Raw genomic sequence first — 18,002 nt, forward strand, 5'->3', positions numbered from 1 at the left:
CCTTAACGGTGCACGGAATGTCGGTCTGACGATAGCGGGTTTTCACCGTGCAGCGCATGGTGCCGGTGAACGGTTCGCGATCGACCCAATGCAGCTGTTGCGCCACCAGGCCAACGGACATCAGACGTGGATGTTCATGACCCTGAGCGACAACCAGAATGTTGTTCTCAACGTCTTTATCCACCACATACCATGGATCTTCTGTCCCTTCTTTCGTTCCGCCAATACCCAGACCTTTACGCTGACCCAGAGTGTGGTACATCAGCCCCTGATGCTGGCCAATCTCTTCGCCGTCAACGGTGATGATTTTGCCTGGCTGAGCCGGCAGGTAACGACCAAGAAACTCGCGGAACTTACGTTCGCCAATGAAGCAGATGCCGGTGGAGTCTTTTTTCTTGGCCGTAATCAGACCAAGATCTTCGGCAATTTTACGCACCTGCGGTTTTTCCAGTTCACCGACCGGGAACAGGCTTTGCGCGATTTGCTCATGGCCGAGCGTATAGAGGAAATAACTCTGGTCTTTATTGCCATCGAGCCCACGCAGCAGGCGGCTTTTGCCGTCGACATCCGCGCGACGCACGTAGTGACCGGTGGCGATGTAATCGGCACCTAAATCTTCGGCGGCAAACTCAAGGAAGGCTTTAAACTTAATTTCTTTATTGCACAGAATATCCGGGTTCGGCGTACGGCCCGCTTTGTACTCTTCAAGGAACAGTTCAAAGACGTTGTCCCAGTATTCTGCGGCAAAGTTGACGGTATGCAGTTCAATGCCGAGTTTGTCACAGACAGCCTGCGCATCCGCAAGGTCGGCGGCCGCTGTGCAGTATTCCTCGCCATCGTCCTCTTCCCAGTTCTTCATGAACAGGCCTTCTACCTGATAGCCCTGTTGTTGTAACAGCCAGGCAGAAACGGAGGAATCGACACCGCCGGACATGCCGACGATCACTTTTTTTGGGCTTTCAGACATAGGAATACTCACGACATTGAACTTCAAGGCGGCATATTCTAGCACGCAGCCCTTTACTTGACACCCTCTGTAAACGGCCAGTTAAATTCGCCGATCATGGCCAGTGGGTAGCGCTGTCCGCTCTGATAACAGCGAATACTCTCCGCAACCAACGGCGAACGCAGGTTTGGCGCAGAGAAAATCTCTTCTGCGCTGACCCAACGACAGCAATCTATATCGCTGTCATGGGGTTCTGTAGCGCACATATTGGCAAGCTCGATAGAGAAAAGAAAACGCAAAAAGGGCGTTCTGTCTGGCGCAATCCATTGATGCATACGAATGAAATGCTGTGGCTGCGCTTTAATGCCCGTTTCTTCCCACAGTTCGCGTGCTGCGGCTTGCACCAGCGTTTCATCGGCTTCCAGGTGTCCTGCAGGTTGATTCCACAAGGATTTGCCATTGATCGTTTCTTCAACGACTAAGAATTTATCTTCTGCATGCACAATGCAGGCGACCGTGACGTGCGGTTTGAACATGTTTTCCCCTTATTCCTCAGCAAAACCTTCGGTAACATCTGGCCAGCTAATTTCACCGCTGGCCTTGTCGATACTGATATAAGCCACGGGAGGTGACGTTTGTGGGTCGGCCCCTCCACGGCACAATGCGGTTTGATGATCCTCGCGCACGATAATCTCAATGGCCTTTTTAGCATTCCAGCTTTCATAAAAGATACATTGGTGGTCGTGACGTAGCCCAAGGGTGGCGACTCTCGTTGCCTTTTCTGTCGACAGCGGGTTGATGTCGTCGCGATAGTGGTCACCGCTGTTTATAGCCTGTAACTGCGACTTTTTTAACCAACCGCGTATAATTTGGCGATCGGTGGTGTAATAGACCGCTTCCATAAAATCATCGTTGGATTGTTCTTGTACAGAGACGAGGTCGCCGGGCACTAAAAATACGGACGGGCTGCGACACTGTTCGGTTGGCATCGCATAGAACCATGCGCGGGTGTCTCCTGTTACCTGATAGTGGTTTGTGGAGGAGGAGGGTAAGAACCCGCGCTGCGACATCGCTTTATTTGCCCATGTCTGGCAAGACGCGCTTACTGCAAGCGGACTGGATAACGGCGTTAATCCATTAACCGAGACCCAGCCGGTGGCGAAGGTTCCTTTAGCGTCCCGATAACGTACGTAACGATAAGGCTCATCTTTGGAAAGCATGCCCGTGCTTTTGTAGCGCTGTGAACTCCTGAGCACCTCGACGGTGTCGCCATTGACCATGAACGCGGGGAGTTGACACTCTGTTGCTGGTGCAGAATAGAAATGCAGGCGTGAGTCGGTTTTTACTTTGGCAGACTCATAAAGGTAGTTTGCCTCTCCGGCTGCTGTTCCGGCAATTGTCTCACAGTCCAGTTTTGCTGAACAAAACGGTGACACGCCGAGCAGGATGAATGCTGCAAAAAGCTGCTTATCCATATTTTTCATGCTTCCCTGTTAACACTCACGTTAAACCTTACGGCTACGATTTCAGTTCCCGCCACTCGCCGTTAGCAAGATTTTCCAGCGTGTAATCCCCCATGGCATAGCGGATGAGGCGCAGCGTAGGAAATCCAACATTCGCTGTCATACGACGTACCTGACGGTTGCGACCTTCATATAAGGTAACTTTCAACCAGCTGGTGGGAATGTTTTTCCGTTCCCGAATCGGCGGATTTCTCGGCCACAGCCATACGGGCTCCTCTACTACTTCAATGCCTGCGGGTAGCGTGGGGCCATCATTGAGCGTTACTCCGTTACGCAGGGCGTCCAGCGCTTCTGCTGTCGGCTCGCCTTCAACCTGGACGTAATAAATTTTCCCGGTACGCTTACCAGGTTGCGTTAACCGCGCCTGCAGCGCGCCGTCATTGGTCAGCACCAAAAGCCCTTCGCTGTCCCGGTCGAGTCGGCCCGCCGCATAAATTCCCGGCACGGGAATAAAATCTTTTAACGTGCTTCTGCCAGCCTCGTCAGTAAATTGTGGCAAAACATCGTAGGGTTTATTGAACAAAACCACGCGTTTTGGCTGGTTTTCTTTACGCTGCTTAGTGACTTGTCGTGAGCTGAATCGCTCAACCCGGTGATTTCTAAAAGAAGTTTTTTGCATGGTATTTTCAGATTATATCAATTGCCGCATTATAGCCTAAGAACGAGTGTCTTTCATGGCGGCGAACAATAGGGTAGTATTGACACGCTCATTACAAATCATTAACAAAAAGTTGCTCTAACGCATCCGTGTAGCAGGACGCAAACGCACATGCAGCGTGATGACAGACGAGCAGAACCAGAAGCGCTCGAAGGAGAGGTGAATGGAAAGCAAAGTAGTTGTTCCGGCGGAAGGTAAGAAGATCACCCTGCAAAACGGCAAACTCAACGTTCCTGAAAATCCGATTATCCCGTTCATTGAAGGCGACGGTATCGGCGTTGATGTAACCCCACCGATGATCAAAGTTGTCGATGCTGCTGTCGAGAAAGCCTATAAAGGCGAGCGTAAAATCTCCTGGATGGAAATCTACACCGGCGAGAAATCCACTCAGGTTTATGGCCAGGACGTCTGGCTGCCTGCTGAAACCTTAGATCTGATTCGTGAATATCGTGTTGCCATTAAAGGCCCTCTGACCACCCCTGTTGGCGGCGGTATTCGCTCTCTGAACGTAGCTCTGCGTCAGGAACTTGACCTGTATGTCTGCCTGCGTCCGGTGCGTTATTATCAGGGCACACCAAGCCCGGTTAAACACCCTGAACTGACCGACATGGTCATCTTCCGCGAAAACTCCGAAGACATCTACGCGGGTATCGAGTGGAAAGCTGACTCTGCCGATGCTGAGAAAGTGATTAAATTCCTGCGCGAAGAGATGGGCGTGAAGAAAATCCGCTTCCCGGAACATTGCGGCATTGGTATCAAACCGTGTTCTGAAGAAGGGACTAAACGCCTGGTGCGTGCAGCGATTGAATACGCCATCGCCAACGATCGTGATTCAGTTACCCTGGTACACAAAGGCAACATCATGAAGTTCACCGAAGGCGCGTTCAAAGACTGGGGTTACCAGTTAGCACGTGAAGAATTCGGTGGTGAACTGATCGACGGCGGTCCATGGGTGAAAATCAAGAACCCGAAAACCGGTAAAGAGATCGTGGTTAAGGATGTTATCGCCGATGCGTTCCTGCAACAGATCCTGCTGCGCCCGGCTGAGTATGACGTGATTGCATGTATGAACCTGAACGGTGACTACATCTCCGATGCGCTGGCCGCACAGGTTGGTGGTATTGGTATCGCGCCGGGTGCAAACATCGGTGACGAATGCGCTCTGTTCGAAGCAACCCACGGTACTGCACCGAAGTATGCAGGTCAGGATAAAGTGAACCCAGGTTCCATCATTCTGTCTGCTGAAATGATGCTGCGCCACATGGGTTGGGTAGAAGCGGCTGACCTGATCGTTAAAGGTATGGAAGGCGCAATCAACGCCAAGACCGTAACTTACGATTTCGAACGTCTGATGGACGGCGCTAAACTGCTGAAATGTTCAGAGTTTGGTGACGCAATCATCGAAAACATGTAATCCAGATACTGGGTTGTATGAGAACGGGAGCCGAGAGGTTCCCGTTTTTTTGTGCACAGACACCCCCCAGCTAGGCTGGGGGTCCGGAAAGCTTTCAGCTTTGGGCCAGTTATTAAAACCCCTTTTGATTTGTTAAAACACCTTGCGGTCTGGCAACAGCAAGGGTTAAACAAGAAATCAAAAGAGGGTCCCAATGGGAGACGAAAAGAACTTAGTGCACACCCGATGGAACTGTAAATATCACATAGTTTTTGGGCCCAAATACCGAAGACAAGCATTCTACGGGGAGAAAGGTAGGGCGATAGGCAGCATCTTAAGAAGCTGTGTGAGTGAAAAACGTGCGGATCCTGGAATAGGAGTGCTGTGCAGATCGTATCCATATGCTTATGGAAATCCTGCCCAAAATGAGCGTATCCGGCTTTATGGGGTATCTGAAAGGGAAAAGCAGTCTGATGTTGTATGAGCAGTTTGGTGATATGAAGTTTAAATACAGGAACAGGGAGTTCTGGTGCAGAGGTTACTACGTCGACATGGTAGGTAAGAAAACGGCGAAGATAACTACCTGCAGGAGTACATCAGGACGCAATGCCTGAATTAACTGAGCCAGCTTAATTGCGGATTTCATATACCTGGGTGTCCAATCAATTAAGCACAGTACAATGACATAATCATACGTTATGTCGCCGCAGTGTTCCGCATTAACTATGACTGTAGCCCGATGTGGTGATCCTTCACGCGGGTTTGTCCCTTAAGCCAGCTTCTACGGTGCTGAGTGGAAGAAATCGGACTACTAGTTCAACTATCATTATATTAATGGATTATTGTTCTCAACATCTTCCATGTATAAAAGCGTATCGTCAACAGAGTAGTAATGCCGTTTGTTATCATTGACATCCGTAACCCATCGGAAAACGCCAGCATTGACAAGTGTTGCAGTATATTCACGAAATGTGGATTTCCCGGAATAATGAATCTGGGCTGCTTTTTTTACTTGTTCCGGGTTCTTGTTTGTACTGACTTTCAATAAGTCTCTTTTCCCTCTTATTAATATTACTTCATCATTTTCTGTCACAACTCTGATGTTATCAGTAGCCAGGTAGTAAATATAATAAGCAATATTCTGGCGTTTTAGTTCAGAGTAAAACCACGGAAAGTTATGTTCCTTTCTCACTTGCTCAAACATCTTTTCAAGAACATCAACCTGATCCATCAGGGTTATAACCTATTGTTAGTCATGAGAGCGTATAGTGTGCACGAACGGTTTTATCACTTCAATCTGGTCTGACTTCTTGGTGCGGACAGCAAAGCCATGAGAGCAATTGCGCACAGCCCATTTACGCGTGCGCACCCGGTGCGTGCAATTATTCTTTTGCTGAAAGTTTGTACGGAAATACATGCAGAGCGTTGGCTGCGATGGGATAAACGCCCAGGCCTTCTGTTCTGGCTTTGATTTCCTCGAAAGAGAGTGAAGGGGAGGGTTCTCGTCCGCCCCACAGATTAATGCCTTCAGGAACATCGTCCCGGCTGTACTCCTCGGCGATCTCGATGGTTCCGCCACTATTCAATTCGATGACAACGCTTTTTCCGTCAACAGGAATCAGGTTACCGTCATTGTCTGTGATAAAGATTTTCATTTGATTACCTCTTATTAGTGCATTCCAATGATAGCAAAATTGGATGAGGTGCAACGCCGGTTTTGTACTGCAAATTTCAGTAATGATTTTATAGATAAATTAGTAAGTTACGTTGTTATTGAGGAAATGTGACTGGGCGCATGGCGATTTCTGTTTCTGTCTACCATGCTCTTTAGTAACAAATTTGAATACGTCAATGTTTATCGCAACGACCGATCGACTTTCACCACAGGACATGAGAATGCGCAAAGCACTTTTACCGGTAACTGCTGCGGTGTGTCTTTTTTTAATCGGTGTTTTTATTCTTAATATGCAGCTTTGGTATTCCTCCTCGATGGAAACCCTCGGGGGTGCCAGATATGCCGCGAAAAATATGGATAACATACTTGATGAAGCTTTCCAGGCAACCCGTACCGCCAGGCAGATTGCTGAAAAAAAATGCGATTTGGAGGGGCAATACCAACTTGGAACCGAAGCTGCGCTCCGACCCCATTTGCGAACGCTGATAATTATTCGACAGGGGAAGGTTTGGTGTACCTCTTTGCCGGGTAATCGGATATTACTTAAGCATATTCCCGTTATAGCTGATACTAATTTACAACTGACTCCCGCAAGCAATACCGAGAATGAAATACCTGTTCTGCTGTATCAAACACGTTTTCACACAGGCCGTATCATCGTCACCATAAGTGGCGTGCATATCCGAGGGGCACTGAATGTCCCGTTAGCGGGAGTAACGTACTCGTTGCTTGTGGGTGACGCAGTACTCGGTTTATTGGGAGATGTGAAACCTGTTGCTGCAAATGCGCAGAAGTTTGGCCAAGTGAATTCCGCGAAATATTCCTTCAGCATCATTTACGCTGAACCACCATTGTTTAGTGCTAACAGGCTGATCAGGCATGGCGGAGGGATCCTGATTTTTATCCTACTGATATCGCTCGCCGCCGCATATGCCATTGATAAGTATCTGAACAAGAACGATACCCCTGAAGAAACGTTGCGCAGGGCGATAGTAAAAGGAGAGATCGTGCCTTTTTATCAACCTATCGTAAATGGTCGCGAGGGGACGTTACGCGGTGTTGAAGTGCTGGCCCGATGGAAACATCCAAAAGCCGGATATATCTCTCCTGCTTCCTTCATTCCCGTCGCTGAAAAATCAGGCCTGATAGTGCCACTAACTCAAAGCCTGATGAGGCAGGTCGCGGAAAACATGAACGCCATTGCCAGCAAACTGCCATCCGGCTTCCATGTCGGCATTAACTTCAGCGCATCCCATATCACATCCCCTACATTCGTGCAGGAGTGCCTGCATTACAGGGATAGTTTTAACCGCGATGACCTCAATCTGGTAATCGAAGTTACTGAGCGCGAGCCGTTAGATGTGGATGAAGATCTTGTGCAGAGGCTCAATATCCTGCATGAGAATGGCTTTGTGATTGCGCTGGATGATTTTGGTACGGGCTATTCTGGGCTTTCTTATTTGCATGACCTGCACATTGATTACATTAAAATCGATCAGAGCTTTGTGGGAAGGGTAAATGAGCTTCCCGATTCAACCCGAATTTTAGATTGTGTCCTCGATCTGGCTCGTAAACTATCTTTAAGCATCGTTGCAGAAGGGGTTGAAACAAAGGCTCAGCTTGATTATCTCAACAAAAACAACATTGTTTTCCTGCAAGGGTACTATTTCTATAAACCAGTAACCTTCACTGAGTTCGTCATGATTCTGCTGTCAAAGCCTAAAGTGAAGGTTTTTGTTGAATAAATACAAGATAACCTTATTGATCAAAAGTGAGCATGAAATCTGCTTCGGTAGCAAAAATCCGACGATTATCTTTATCGTGAGACAAATCTCAGATTCTGTTAGTTAAAATCTATACCCTTATCGATGTGGTGGTTATTTATGTTTTCATATACAGCAACTGGATAATGGTATGGCAGATATAACATTCGCGATGGAGCGTGATTCAAGTCACAGAGCGGCGAAAAATAAGTTGGATGTGCGAAGCAAAGCGAAGAACACAAATCGCAACCAGCTTGCGATTGCCGCAGTACAATTTTTAGGCGGTATCGTCGGGGTTATTGTTTTGGCATTGTACCTAATGGTGCAGGAAGGGGTGTTTTTATATTGATTGTTTAAATATTCTTATCATTGGTGTATTGCTAGTAGGAGCTGGAACAAGCTACTTCTTCTGTCTTGATGAACGGAATAACATCGTAGGGAATAGCTGTTTGTGGGGAAAGATTGTAGATCTTACCGTCATAGTGGCTACTTACATAAGAAAACGACCTTAATATAAAGCTAAGATCAGCGGGGAGAGTCGTGGGTTGGGCGTTAACTTCATTGTAAAACCGTTTACAGCTACCTTTCAAATCTAAACCGGAAAAAATTATTCTTTCAAACTTTAGACTAATGGCTATTTGTAACGCGCTAAATGCGACCGTAGCGCTACCAAAATGGCCATGTGTTACGTTAGTTGAAAATGCAATTGTTTTCACTTTTCTGAATGCAGAACATTTAATTCGAAGATTCCTGTTAGTCATTGTTTTTATTTTATAGCGAATCTTCCTACCGATACCACCTCTGGATTTGCAAATGTCCTTTAACAGAAAACATGTGTTGAGCAAGTACTCTGCCTCTGTTGAATCAGCCCTTTTAATAACATCTTCACTAATAAAGGTATGCTGAGCATAGGAGGAATACTTATGAAATAAGTCTTTATTGTTTTCATAAAATGAGCCATCACAAACAACATAGATAAAAATAGGGATATTGTTGTCGATTAAATGACCGGCACTTCCGTTTACGCAAATAAAATTTTTATCACGCATTCTACTTAATGGCGTGTCCAATGATGATGGACCGGACAGGTAAATAATGCAATCATCGGAAATTCTATTTCCCATTATCTTATTTAATATATTGTGTGTGATAACCATTGCTTTTACCATGAATATTATTTTTGCAAATGTTACCACTTTCTTTATGGGCTTTCAAATCAGTGATAATGTTGACTTTTATTATATAAATTTAATGAATGAATTCATGAAAACATGGAAGATAATTATGACTCGTGGTAATTATTCTGAATGAATATAATTCATGTCGTTTATGAATGTGCCGTGCTATGGACAAGGCGATTAGGTTTATGTTGGGATAAATGAATTAGAGGTGTGGTTAGAAGAGGATGTGAGTCGCCTTTGTAAGGCGACTCTATGAAATCATTCAGGATATTTTTCTGAATGATGTCGGCTGGATGGGATGCACGTGATAGCTCGACCAGCAGGATCTTATAAAATTAGAACTGATAATTTAAAGATACCCAGTAGTTACGACCAGGGTTTACGTATCCGGTAGTGGATTGTGCAGTCTGATAATAATCACCTGCGTAGGTGCTATTGCGGCCCACCTGGTACAATTTGACCTCACTAAAGTCTTTATCCAGCACGTTATTAACCGCCGTATTAAGCGTCAGATCTTTGGTCAGCTTATAAGACATCCCCATATCGACAACGGTCCAGGCTTTTAAATCAGCGCCTTTATCGTCATAGACGGCCTTTTGTACCGCGCTAAGGTTGTCGTAATTTTCGGTAAAGCGTGGGGCTTTGCCGCGATAACGTGCGCTGAGCCAGGCGTTCATATCTTCCGTTGCCTGCCAGTTCAGACGGGCGTTAGCCATATGTTTTGGGGTGTAACTTAATGGCGCGCCTTTATTGTCACCATCTTTTTGCTTGCTCTGAGTGTAGGTGTAGTTGAGAGATAAGGTCAGCACATCCGACCATAGAGGGAAGGTGCTGGCAAATTCAACGCCATCGGTCCTCGCCTTGCCGCTGTTGGTATAGCTGTTGGTATTATCATCGATAGAATATGAGACAATTTTATTTTTGTATTCGGTATAGAAGCCGGTAATGTTGGCGTTAAGCCCGGCGTCGTTCTCGTAATACAGCCCGGTTTCGTAGCTGATACTTTCCTCAGGTTTGAGGTCCGGGTTACCGACCGTATTCACCGTTCCCTGTGCGGTTACACCGCTGATCCCGTTATGCAACTGGCTTAGTGATGGTGCTTTATAACCTGTCGTTACGCCGCCTTTGAGGGTCCATTCGTCGGATGCGTCCCAGACCATATAGGCACGCGGGCTGAGATGACCGCCAAAGACATCGTTATGCTCATAGCGTGTTCCTGCGGTTAAGGCCAGCGAGTCGAGAATATGCCATTCATCTTCCGCATAGGCTGCCCACGTTTTTTGATGGAACGTCTCGCCGGTATTGGCCAGTACCACACCATCTTTCATCCGGGCATCCCAGAATTCTCCGCCAAGGGTTAAGAGGTGCGAATCACCTAATGGCGTCAGCAGCACTGAGTCAAGAATGACGTTGGTGTTCTTCAGTTCACGCGCGTCACCGGCCCGGCCTGCGTTCTCTGGTGTGAGTGCGGAAGATACCAATTGCCGGCCTTTGTTTTCGGTTTCATTCCAGCCGAGGGAGGATTTCCAGGTGCCGAACGTTAAGGCTGTATCGTGGCCGAGGGTCACTTTGTTACGCTCATAGCGTAGCGTTTTATCATACCCCCCTGTCAGGTTGCCCAACTGCCCGTCATCGTTGTCATAGCGCTGTCTGGCGGAGTCGAGATCTAACCACAGCGTATTGTTCTCATTGGTTTTCCAGTCGAGGCGCGTGCCAATATTATAGTTTTCCGATTCGGTAGGATAAGGTACGCGGGTGGAGGCGGTATCGCTGAGGGAGGTGACGCTGGAACCCTGACGCTGGGTTGTGCTCCCCCGAACCTGCATATCCAGTACGCCCGCAATCAACGGGCCGCTTGACCAGAAGTTGGCGACCGTACTGTTACCCCATCTATTACTCTCTTGCAGGTTAACGCCGGTATTGATGGAAGTGCTCCATTTATCGGTGCTTTTTTTGGTGATGATATTCACCACGCCACCGATTGCGTCGGACCCATAAAGCGTCGACATCGGGCCGCGGATCACCTCAATATGATCGATCGCCGCCAGCGGGGGCATAAAGCTGGTATTCATGGCAGAGAAACCGTTTGGCGTTACGTCGCTGCTGCCGTTTTGACGAATACCGTCAATCAGGATCAAGGTATAGCTGGCAGGCATGCCACGGATGCTGATCTCCAGACCGCCGGTTTTACCGGTGCTGCTTTCAACATCTACCCCTTCAACAGAACGCAGGGCTTCACCTAAGTCATTATATTTATTGGTTTGTAACTCTTGCTGAGAAATAACAGAGACGCTGGCGGCGGCATTGGTGATTTTCTTTTCATAACCGGAAGCGGTTACCACCATGACATCTTCAGCAAATACCAGGGGGCTGGAAAATCCTAAACAGGACAGAACGACAGAGGCAACAGGTTTTAAACGCATAGTCAAACTTCCTTTGTTAAAAATTCAAAGGCAGTAAGATAATTTATGGAAATGATAATACAAATAATTATCATTACAAATTTACATAACTTGTCACTTCTGGTGTTTTTCTTGAATAAATATACATAAATTGTCATGGGTTTTAGATAAGGAATTAGCAGGAAGGGCCAATAGTCCGCACAGGCAATTATTAGTTCGGGATTAATATTCCTGTGAATAAATGGCGAGGGATTAATCTATTTTCTGAGATTCACATCGTACTCATAACGGAGTATCAGAAAAAAGTATGATAATTTTAGAGAATCGTCATACTTTTCTGCGCCGCATCATTTTTTTCATCATTTCTGTCCGCCATAATCCCTTCCCCAGGAGACTGCTTAACGACGGTAAATCGTTATGCAGCATAAAAATAACGTAAATCTGGATAACATAATGATCAAAGGCAAGCTGGCACTACTTACGTGCGCATTGACTCTCGCATTAACCTCACCACTTCTTGCCGCGCAAAATGCGAGCGAAGGGCAGACGTTAAAACTGGCAATTGGACCAGAACCAACGGAAGGGTTTGACCCGATGCTGGGCTGGAGTCATGGCAGCTATTTGCTTTTACATGCACCATTATTAAAACAAAATGCAGATATGAGCTGGGGAAACCTGCTGACGGAAAAAGTAGAGACCAGCGCAGACGGCAAAATCTGGACGTTGACGTTAAAACCTGACCTTAAATTCTCTGATGGTTCCCCGCTAACCGCTGAAGATGTGGTGTTCACCTATAACAAAGCAGCAAAAAGCGGCGGCAAAATCGACATGGGAAACTTCACTCATGCCAGCCTGAAAGATAACCGTACGGTAGAAATTACGCTGAATAGCCCACAGAGCACCTTTGTGAATGTGCTGGGTTCTTTGGGTATTGTTCCGGCGAAACGGTATGACGAAAAAACATTTGCCAAAAATCCGATTGGCGCGGGTCCTTATCGGCTGGTGAGTTTTCAGCCGGGGCAGCAGTTGATCGTGGAGGCTAACCCCTGGTATGCCGGTAAGAAAAATGATTTCAGTAAGCTGGTGTTTGTCTTCCTTGATGAAGATAACGCTTATGCCGCAGCGCGCAGTGGCCAACTGGGACTCGTACGTATCGCGCCGTCGATGGCGGTCGCTCCTCAGCAGACAAATTTGAAACTTTGGGTACGCGATAGCGTGGAAAACCGGGGCATTGTGTTCCCGATGGTTCCTGCAGGTAAAAAAGACGCCAATGGCTATCCGATTGGGAACGATATCACTGCCGATGTTGCCATCAGGCGTGCCATCAACTATGCCATCGACCGTAAGCAGCTTGCCGATCAGGTCATGGAGGGTCATGCGATTCCTGCGTATAGCGCAGTGCAGGGGCTGCCATGGCAGGGGCAATCCGTTGCGTTCAAAGATGGTGATAGCGAAAAAGCACGTACGATTCTGGAAGAAGCCGGCTGGAAGGTGGGTAAAGATGGCGTACGAGTGAAAGACGGCAAAGAGGCTCGACTGACTTTATGGTACGCCAGCGGTGACAGTACACGCCGGGATTTAGCCGAAGCTGTTCGCGCAATGCTGGAACCGGTGGGCATTCAGGTATCACTACAGTCAGGAAGCTGGGAAACCGTTGAACGTCACATGCATGCGAACCCGACGTTATTTGGTTGGGGAAGCCTGGATCCGATGGAGCTTTTCCATCATTACAGTAATCAGGCCGCGGGTGTGGAATATTACAATCCAGGCTATTACAGCAATCCTGTTGTTGAACAGCACCTTAAACAGGCTATCGACGCCCCAGACTGGCAAAAAGCGTTGCCTTTCTGGCAACAGGTGGAGTGGGATGGTAAGCAAGGGGCTGGCGTGCAGGGCGATGCTGCCTGGGCATGGCTGCTGAATATTCAGCACACTTATCTGGCAAATCCGTGTATTGATTTAGGCAAAGGCGCACCGGAGATTCACGGTAGCTGGTCATTGCTCAATAATCTGGACGAATGGACCTGGACCTGCCGTTGATGAAGTCTGTTGTGGGCCATTTTCTACGGCTGATAGTGTTATTAGTGCTGGTTGCGGCTGGCACTTTTGTGCTGCTCAGTTTTTCTCCAGTCGATCCGATTCGCGCTTATATCGGCAACGATCTCCTGCATGTGCCGCCGGAGCAATATGCACGCATTGCTGCTCGCTGGGGATTGGACCAGCCGCTATGGGAGCGTTTTGGTCACTGGTTTGTTCGTGTATTGCAGGGCGATCTCGGCTATTCCATGTTGTTTAATGCGCCGGTTGCCAGCGTGATCAAGGAACGCTTTTCCACCTCGTTTGCGCTGCTTGGCGGCGCGTGGCTACTCTCCGGCATATTGGGAACGGCAATGGGATTTGTCGCGGGTCGCTACCTGAATCGATGGCCGGACAAAGCAATCTGTCGCCTCAGCTATCTGCTTTCTTCGCTGCCGACCTTCTGGATTGGCATGTTGCTGCTGGCGTTATTTGCCGTGCGCTGGCCGGTATTTCCGGTCTGCTGCGCGTGGGAGCCGGGCAACAGCGGCGATATGGCGACGCTGACCGAGCGTCTGCGTCATCTGGTGCTTCCCGTTTGCGCGCTCAGTTTGCTGGGACTGGGGCAAATTACGCTTCACACGCGGGAAAGCATCGCCAGCGTAATGAAAAGCGAATTTGTCCGTTTTGCGCGTTCCCAGGGAGATAAAGGCTGGTCACTGTTACGTCATCAGGTTCTGCGTCATGCAATTACGCCTGCGCTGTGTTTGCAGTTTGCCTCACTGGGAGAACTGTTGGGAGGTGCACTATTGGCCGAAAAAGTCTTTGCTTATCCAGGACTGGGGCAGGCCACCATTGATGCCGGGTTACGCGGCGATCTGCCGTTACTGATGGGGATTGTGTTGTTCAGTACCGTACTGGTGTTCATTGGCAACTCGCTGTCTACCTGGCTTGTCCGTATGTTGAACCGTGCTCTGGAGCGACCTGATGCTCTATAACCCGACGCCGACGCTAATTCGTCTTTTGTTCTCTTTTAGCTGCCTGTTATTCATTGCAGTGTATGGTGCCGCAATGCTGGATAACCCGTTGAGCGTTAATCTGCTTGCTCGTCATCTTCCACCTGATGCCATGTACTGGTTTGGCACCGATAACCTCGGTCGCGATCTGTGGATCCGTTGTTTTCAAGGTGCACTAACCAGTCTGCAAATTGGTATTGGTGCGGCGTTGTGCAGCGGTTTCATTGCGTTAATGATGGCGGCGGTTTCGCGCATACATCCGCGTCTGGATGTGCTTATGCGTCTAATTACTGATGCCATGCTATCGATGCCGCATCTGCTGTTGCTTATTTTGATCTGTTTTACGCTGGGTGGTGGGAAAAACGGGGTAATCATGGCGGTTGCACTAACGCACTGGCCGCGTCTGGCGCTGATCCTGCGTGCTGAAGCGCAGCGCGTGGCCCACAGTGACTATCTGACGTTGACCTGGCGTCTGGGACACGGCCATTTTTACTGCTGGCGGCATCACTATCTACCGGCGTTGTTACCCCAGTGGTTAACCGGGACATTGCTGATGTTTCCCCATGCGGTGTTGCACAGCGCGGCGTTAAGCTTCCTCGGTTTTGGACTGGCACCGCATGAACCGTCGCTGGGCCTGCTGCTGGCGGATGCGCTGAGGTTTATCAGTCATGGTGACTGGTGGTTAGTGCTGTTTCCAGGACTGATGCTGTTCAGTCTGGTGATGTTATTCGATCAGCTCGCAAGGGCGGTGCATCGTTTATGGTTACGAGGTGACGCATGTTGAGTTTAAGGCAGGTCTCGCTGGACGTGGCGCGTTATCGCTGGTACGGCGCGAAAAACTGGTCTTCGCTGTTGCAGGATATCTCTTTCGACGTAGCGCCTGGTCAGATGGTGGCGCTAGTTGGGGGAAGTGGGGAAGGTAAGAGCCTGTTGCTGCAATGTCTGCTCGATCTCTTACCAGACAATTTGCGTTTCAACGGCGTTATTACCCTGGAAGGTAAAGCGCTGGGCAGTGATGATATTCGCAAATGTCGTGGCAATACCTTCAGCTACGTCCCTCAAGGTATTCAGGCACTTAACCCGCTGCTCTCGATTGAAAAACATCTGCGCAGGGCATGCCAGCTTTCTGACCAGCAGTGGAATGCCGGAAAAATTGAACGATTGCTCCAGCGTAGTCGACTGGAAAGTCGCGTATTAGATGCTTTTCCGCGTCAGCTTTCAGGCGGTATGGCAAAACGTGTTCTGGCTTGTCATGCGTCCCTGAGTCAGGCTCGCTATATTCTGGCGGATGAAATTACCGCCTGGCTTGATGCACCTCTCGCTAATCAACTGCTTGAACAGTTGCGTGAGCAATGTGAGCAAGGGGCTGGTGTTTTGTGGGTAACGCATGACCTCACGCTGGCGGCCCGCCATGCGGATCGTATTGTTGCGCTGCATCAGGGAAGGGTGTCGGATAACGTCAGCCGGGAACAGCTGTTACGCGGAGAGATTAGCGAACACCTGCAACGACAATGGCGGGCGCTGCCTGAAAGAAATCAACTTTTTGGAGAGCGCGATGCTGTGCTGTCGTGATGTAACAATCCGTCAAGGGGAAAAGGTTCTGTGGCAAAATCTGACCTTTTCTCTACGCCCTGGAGAACGTATTGGGATTTGTGCGCCCAGTGGAACTGGCAAAACGACGCTGGGACGCGTGCTGGCGGGCTGGCAGAAACCAACTTCCGGTGACATTCTGATTGATGACCAACCGTTGCCGATGCACCAGTATTGTCCGGTGCAACTGGTGCCACAGCATCCAGAATTAACTTTTAACCCCCGACGCAGCACCGGTGATGCGGTGCATGATGCATGGCGACCGGATGCTGCAATGCTTACCCGTCTTCACATCAATCCAGAGTGGTTAACCCGCCGTCCCGGACAACTTTCTGGTGGTGAACTGGCGCGAATTGCTTTACTTCGCGCGCTGGACCCGCGGACACGTTTTCTTATTGCTGATGAAATTACTGCCCAGCTTGATCCTTCTATTCAACGGGATATCTGGGCGCTGCTGCTTGAAGAATCTCAGCGTCGACCATTGGGTATGCTCATTATCAGTCATCAGCAGGCGCTGCTTGATCAGATCTGCACGCGAGCGCTACTCTCTTAGGTCTCTTTCGCATTTCAGGCAAATAACTAACGTGATCGTAAAAACTATCGCTGTGGCTGCGCTAATGTACGGGGCGGGGGCTTTTGCAGCACATGCTTCCATTCAGGTGGGTTTTTCACCGGAAGGGTCGGCTCGGGCTTTAGTGCTGGATTCAATTAACCATGCGCAGCACAGCATCGATATGATGGCTTATTCATTTCAGTCTGCAGATATTGTTCAGGCCCTGGTAAACGCTGAAAAGAGAGGCGTAGTGGTTCGGGCTGTTATCGATAAGAAACGAAACCAGGGTAAGGTGAGTCAGAAGGCCATCGCGTTTGCTGCCGCGAATGGGGTTGATGTGCAACTGGATGGTCACTACCACATCCAGCATGACAAGGTAATGATTATTGATGGCGACACGCTGGAAACCGGTTCGTTCAACTTTGCCAAATCCGCAGAATTTGCCAACTCTGAAAATGTGTTAGTTATTCGTGACGAACCTGCCGTTGTTGCGCAGTATCAGGCCCATTTTGACAGCCGTTGGAAAATTGCGCACCAGAGCGGTTAAATGCTTCACAACACCGTTGATTTAAGTGTGATGTTATATTATAACAATTCACTCGCAAATGATTTGAGGGTGAAATTTTGGCTATTCGTTTTAAGAAACTGACAATCGCTCTGGGGATGCTTTTAGTCAGTAGTTCGGTTCTGGCGCATGGTCATCATTCCCATGGTGCGCCAATGAGTGAAGCAGAACAAAAGGCGTCGGAAGGGGTATTTGATGATAACCAGGTGCAGAACAGGGCGCTGACCGACTGGGATGGCATGTGGCAATCTGTTTATCCGTATCTGGTCAGCGGCGAACTTGACCCAGTATTCAAAAAGAAAGCGGAGAAAGATAAAAGCAAAACGGCAGAACAAATCAAAGCGTATTACCGTACAGGCTATGCAACCAACGTCGACACTATCGGTATTGAAAATGGCGTGATGGAGTTTCATACCGGGAATCAGGTTGCATCATGTAAATACGACTACGCCGGATATAAGATCCTGAATTATAAATCAGGCAAGAAAGGTGTACGGTATCTGTTTGAGTGTAAGGCTGCTGACAGCAAAGCGCCTAAATATGTGCAATTTAGCGATCATATTATCGCGCCGCGTAAATCGAGCCACTTCCATATCTTTATGGGAAATACCTCGCAGGCAGCCTTGCTTGAAGAGATGGAAAACTGGCCTACCTACTACCCTTATCAGTTGAAGGGAGAAGAGGTTGTGGATGAGATGCTGCACCATTAATCCGGACTAAC

The 18,002-nt window shown here is 48.5% G+C and carries 18 protein-coding genes and 1 pseudogene; 11 read left to right on the plus strand and 8 right to left on the minus strand.

All coding sequences use genetic code 11. The features are described 5' to 3' along the window. The 4 genes from mnmA to rluE form a co-directional block, all read right to left on the minus strand. On the minus strand, positions 1-967 hold a 967-nt coding region (gene mnmA / locus FDW94_RS21600), incomplete at its 3' end, for a tRNA 2-thiouridine(34) synthase MnmA (protein WP_249358672.1). A 53-nt stretch (positions 968-1,020) separates the two neighbouring features. Beyond that, positions 1,021-1,482: an NUDIX hydrolase gene (locus FDW94_RS21605; protein WP_128611854.1), complete on the minus strand. Its 462-nt coding sequence runs from the start codon at positions 1,480-1,482 to the stop codon at positions 1,021-1,023. A gap of 9 nt (positions 1,483-1,491) precedes the next feature. Beyond that, positions 1,492-2,430: a hypothetical protein gene (locus tag FDW94_RS21610; protein WP_137378235.1), complete on the minus strand. Its 939-nt coding sequence runs from the start codon at positions 2,428-2,430 to the stop codon at positions 1,492-1,494. A 34-nt stretch (positions 2,431-2,464) separates the two neighbouring features. Beyond that, the gene (rluE, locus tag FDW94_RS21615) at positions 2,465-3,088 is read right to left on the minus strand and encodes a 23S rRNA pseudouridine(2457) synthase RluE (protein WP_137378236.1); all 624 of its coding nucleotides are present in this window, start codon (positions 3,086-3,088) and stop codon (positions 2,465-2,467) included. Between the two features lie 202 nt (positions 3,089-3,290). Between rluE and icd the strand changes: the two genes are divergently transcribed. Both icd and tnpA read left to right on the plus strand, forming a co-directional pair. After that, a complete protein-coding gene (icd, locus tag FDW94_RS21620) occupies positions 3,291-4,541 on the plus strand; it encodes an NADP-dependent isocitrate dehydrogenase (protein WP_003030769.1) in 1,251 nt (416 codons plus the stop codon). Between the two features lie 193 nt (positions 4,542-4,734). Continuing rightward, positions 4,735-5,139 (plus strand): annotated as a pseudogene (tnpA, locus tag FDW94_RS21625) (IS200/IS605 family transposase). Positions 5,140-5,346: 207 nt separating this feature from the next. On the opposite strand, the gene FDW94_RS21630 reads toward tnpA, so the two are convergent. Both FDW94_RS21630 and FDW94_RS21635 read right to left on the minus strand, forming a co-directional pair. Beyond that, on the minus strand, positions 5,347-5,751 hold the full coding sequence (locus tag FDW94_RS21630; RefSeq protein ID WP_103285070.1) for a DUF1398 family protein: 405 nt from the start codon (positions 5,749-5,751) through the stop codon (positions 5,347-5,349). A gap of 151 nt (positions 5,752-5,902) precedes the next feature. Continuing rightward, positions 5,903-6,175 carry a hypothetical protein gene (locus tag FDW94_RS21635; RefSeq protein WP_063941461.1) on the minus strand — a complete coding sequence of 91 codons (273 nt, stop codon included), beginning with the start codon at positions 6,173-6,175 and terminating at the stop codon, positions 5,903-5,905. A 241-nt stretch (positions 6,176-6,416) separates the two neighbouring features. Here FDW94_RS21635 and FDW94_RS21640 point away from each other — a divergent pair, with 241 nt between their 5' ends. Both FDW94_RS21640 and FDW94_RS21645 read left to right on the plus strand, forming a co-directional pair. Then, a complete protein-coding gene (locus FDW94_RS21640; protein ID WP_137378237.1) occupies positions 6,417-7,940 on the plus strand; it encodes an EAL domain-containing protein in 1,524 nt (507 codons plus the stop codon). Between the two features lie 169 nt (positions 7,941-8,109). Further along, positions 8,110-8,307 (plus strand): hypothetical protein, encoded by a 198-nt coding sequence (locus FDW94_RS21645; protein WP_137378238.1) that lies wholly within the window; start codon positions 8,110-8,112, stop codon positions 8,305-8,307. Positions 8,308-8,338: 31 nt separating this feature from the next. Here FDW94_RS21645 and waaZ read toward each other — a convergent pair whose 3' ends face one another. Both waaZ and FDW94_RS21655 read right to left on the minus strand, forming a co-directional pair. Next, on the minus strand, positions 8,339-9,115 hold the full coding sequence (gene waaZ / locus FDW94_RS21650; protein ID WP_137378239.1) for a 3-deoxy-D-manno-oct-2-ulosonate III transferase WaaZ: 777 nt from the start codon (positions 9,113-9,115) through the stop codon (positions 8,339-8,341). 359 nt (positions 9,116-9,474) lie between these two features. Continuing rightward, positions 9,475-11,562 carry a TonB-dependent receptor gene (locus FDW94_RS21655; protein WP_137378240.1) on the minus strand — a complete coding sequence of 696 codons (2,088 nt, stop codon included), beginning with the start codon at positions 11,560-11,562 and terminating at the stop codon, positions 9,475-9,477. Between the two features lie 396 nt (positions 11,563-11,958). Here FDW94_RS21655 and FDW94_RS21660 point away from each other — a divergent pair, with 396 nt between their 5' ends. The 7 genes from FDW94_RS21660 (at position 11,959) to zinT (ending at position 17,991) form a co-directional block, all read left to right on the plus strand. Further along, positions 11,959-13,581 carry an ABC transporter substrate-binding protein gene (locus FDW94_RS21660; protein WP_079935317.1) on the plus strand — a complete coding sequence of 541 codons (1,623 nt, stop codon included), beginning with the start codon at positions 11,959-11,961 and terminating at the stop codon, positions 13,579-13,581. Then, entirely contained in the window at positions 13,581-14,555 is a 975-nt protein-coding gene (locus FDW94_RS21665; protein WP_048214387.1) for an ABC transporter permease, read from the plus strand. Before FDW94_RS21660 ends, FDW94_RS21665 begins: the two co-directional genes overlap by 1 nt. After that, complete coding sequence (locus FDW94_RS21670) at positions 14,545-15,357, plus strand: ABC transporter permease (protein ID WP_008784503.1); 813 nt, start codon at positions 14,545-14,547, stop codon at positions 15,355-15,357. The genes FDW94_RS21665 and FDW94_RS21670 overlap by 11 nt, the downstream gene beginning before the upstream one ends. Beyond that, the gene (locus FDW94_RS21675) at positions 15,351-16,145 is read left to right on the plus strand and encodes an ATP-binding cassette domain-containing protein (protein WP_008784504.1); all 795 of its coding nucleotides are present in this window, start codon (positions 15,351-15,353) and stop codon (positions 16,143-16,145) included. The genes FDW94_RS21670 and FDW94_RS21675 overlap by 7 nt, the downstream gene beginning before the upstream one ends. After that, positions 16,129-16,716: an ATP-binding cassette domain-containing protein gene (locus FDW94_RS21680; RefSeq protein ID WP_008784505.1), complete on the plus strand. Its 588-nt coding sequence runs from the start codon at positions 16,129-16,131 to the stop codon at positions 16,714-16,716. Before FDW94_RS21675 ends, FDW94_RS21680 begins: the two co-directional genes overlap by 17 nt. Before the next feature lie 31 nt (positions 16,717-16,747). After that, positions 16,748-17,263, plus strand: a complete 516-nt coding sequence (locus tag FDW94_RS21685; RefSeq protein ID WP_003832425.1) for a phospholipase D family protein — start codon at positions 16,748-16,750, stop codon at positions 17,261-17,263. Between the two features lie 77 nt (positions 17,264-17,340). Beyond that, positions 17,341-17,991, plus strand: a complete 651-nt coding sequence (zinT, locus tag FDW94_RS21690; protein WP_003832427.1) for a metal-binding protein ZinT — start codon at positions 17,341-17,343, stop codon at positions 17,989-17,991. The last annotated feature ends 11 nt before the right edge of the window (positions 17,992-18,002 follow it).

The organism is Citrobacter sp. wls757 (genome assembly GCF_005280935.1).
GTDB lineage: Bacteria > Pseudomonadota > Gammaproteobacteria > Enterobacterales > Enterobacteriaceae > Citrobacter > Citrobacter portucalensis.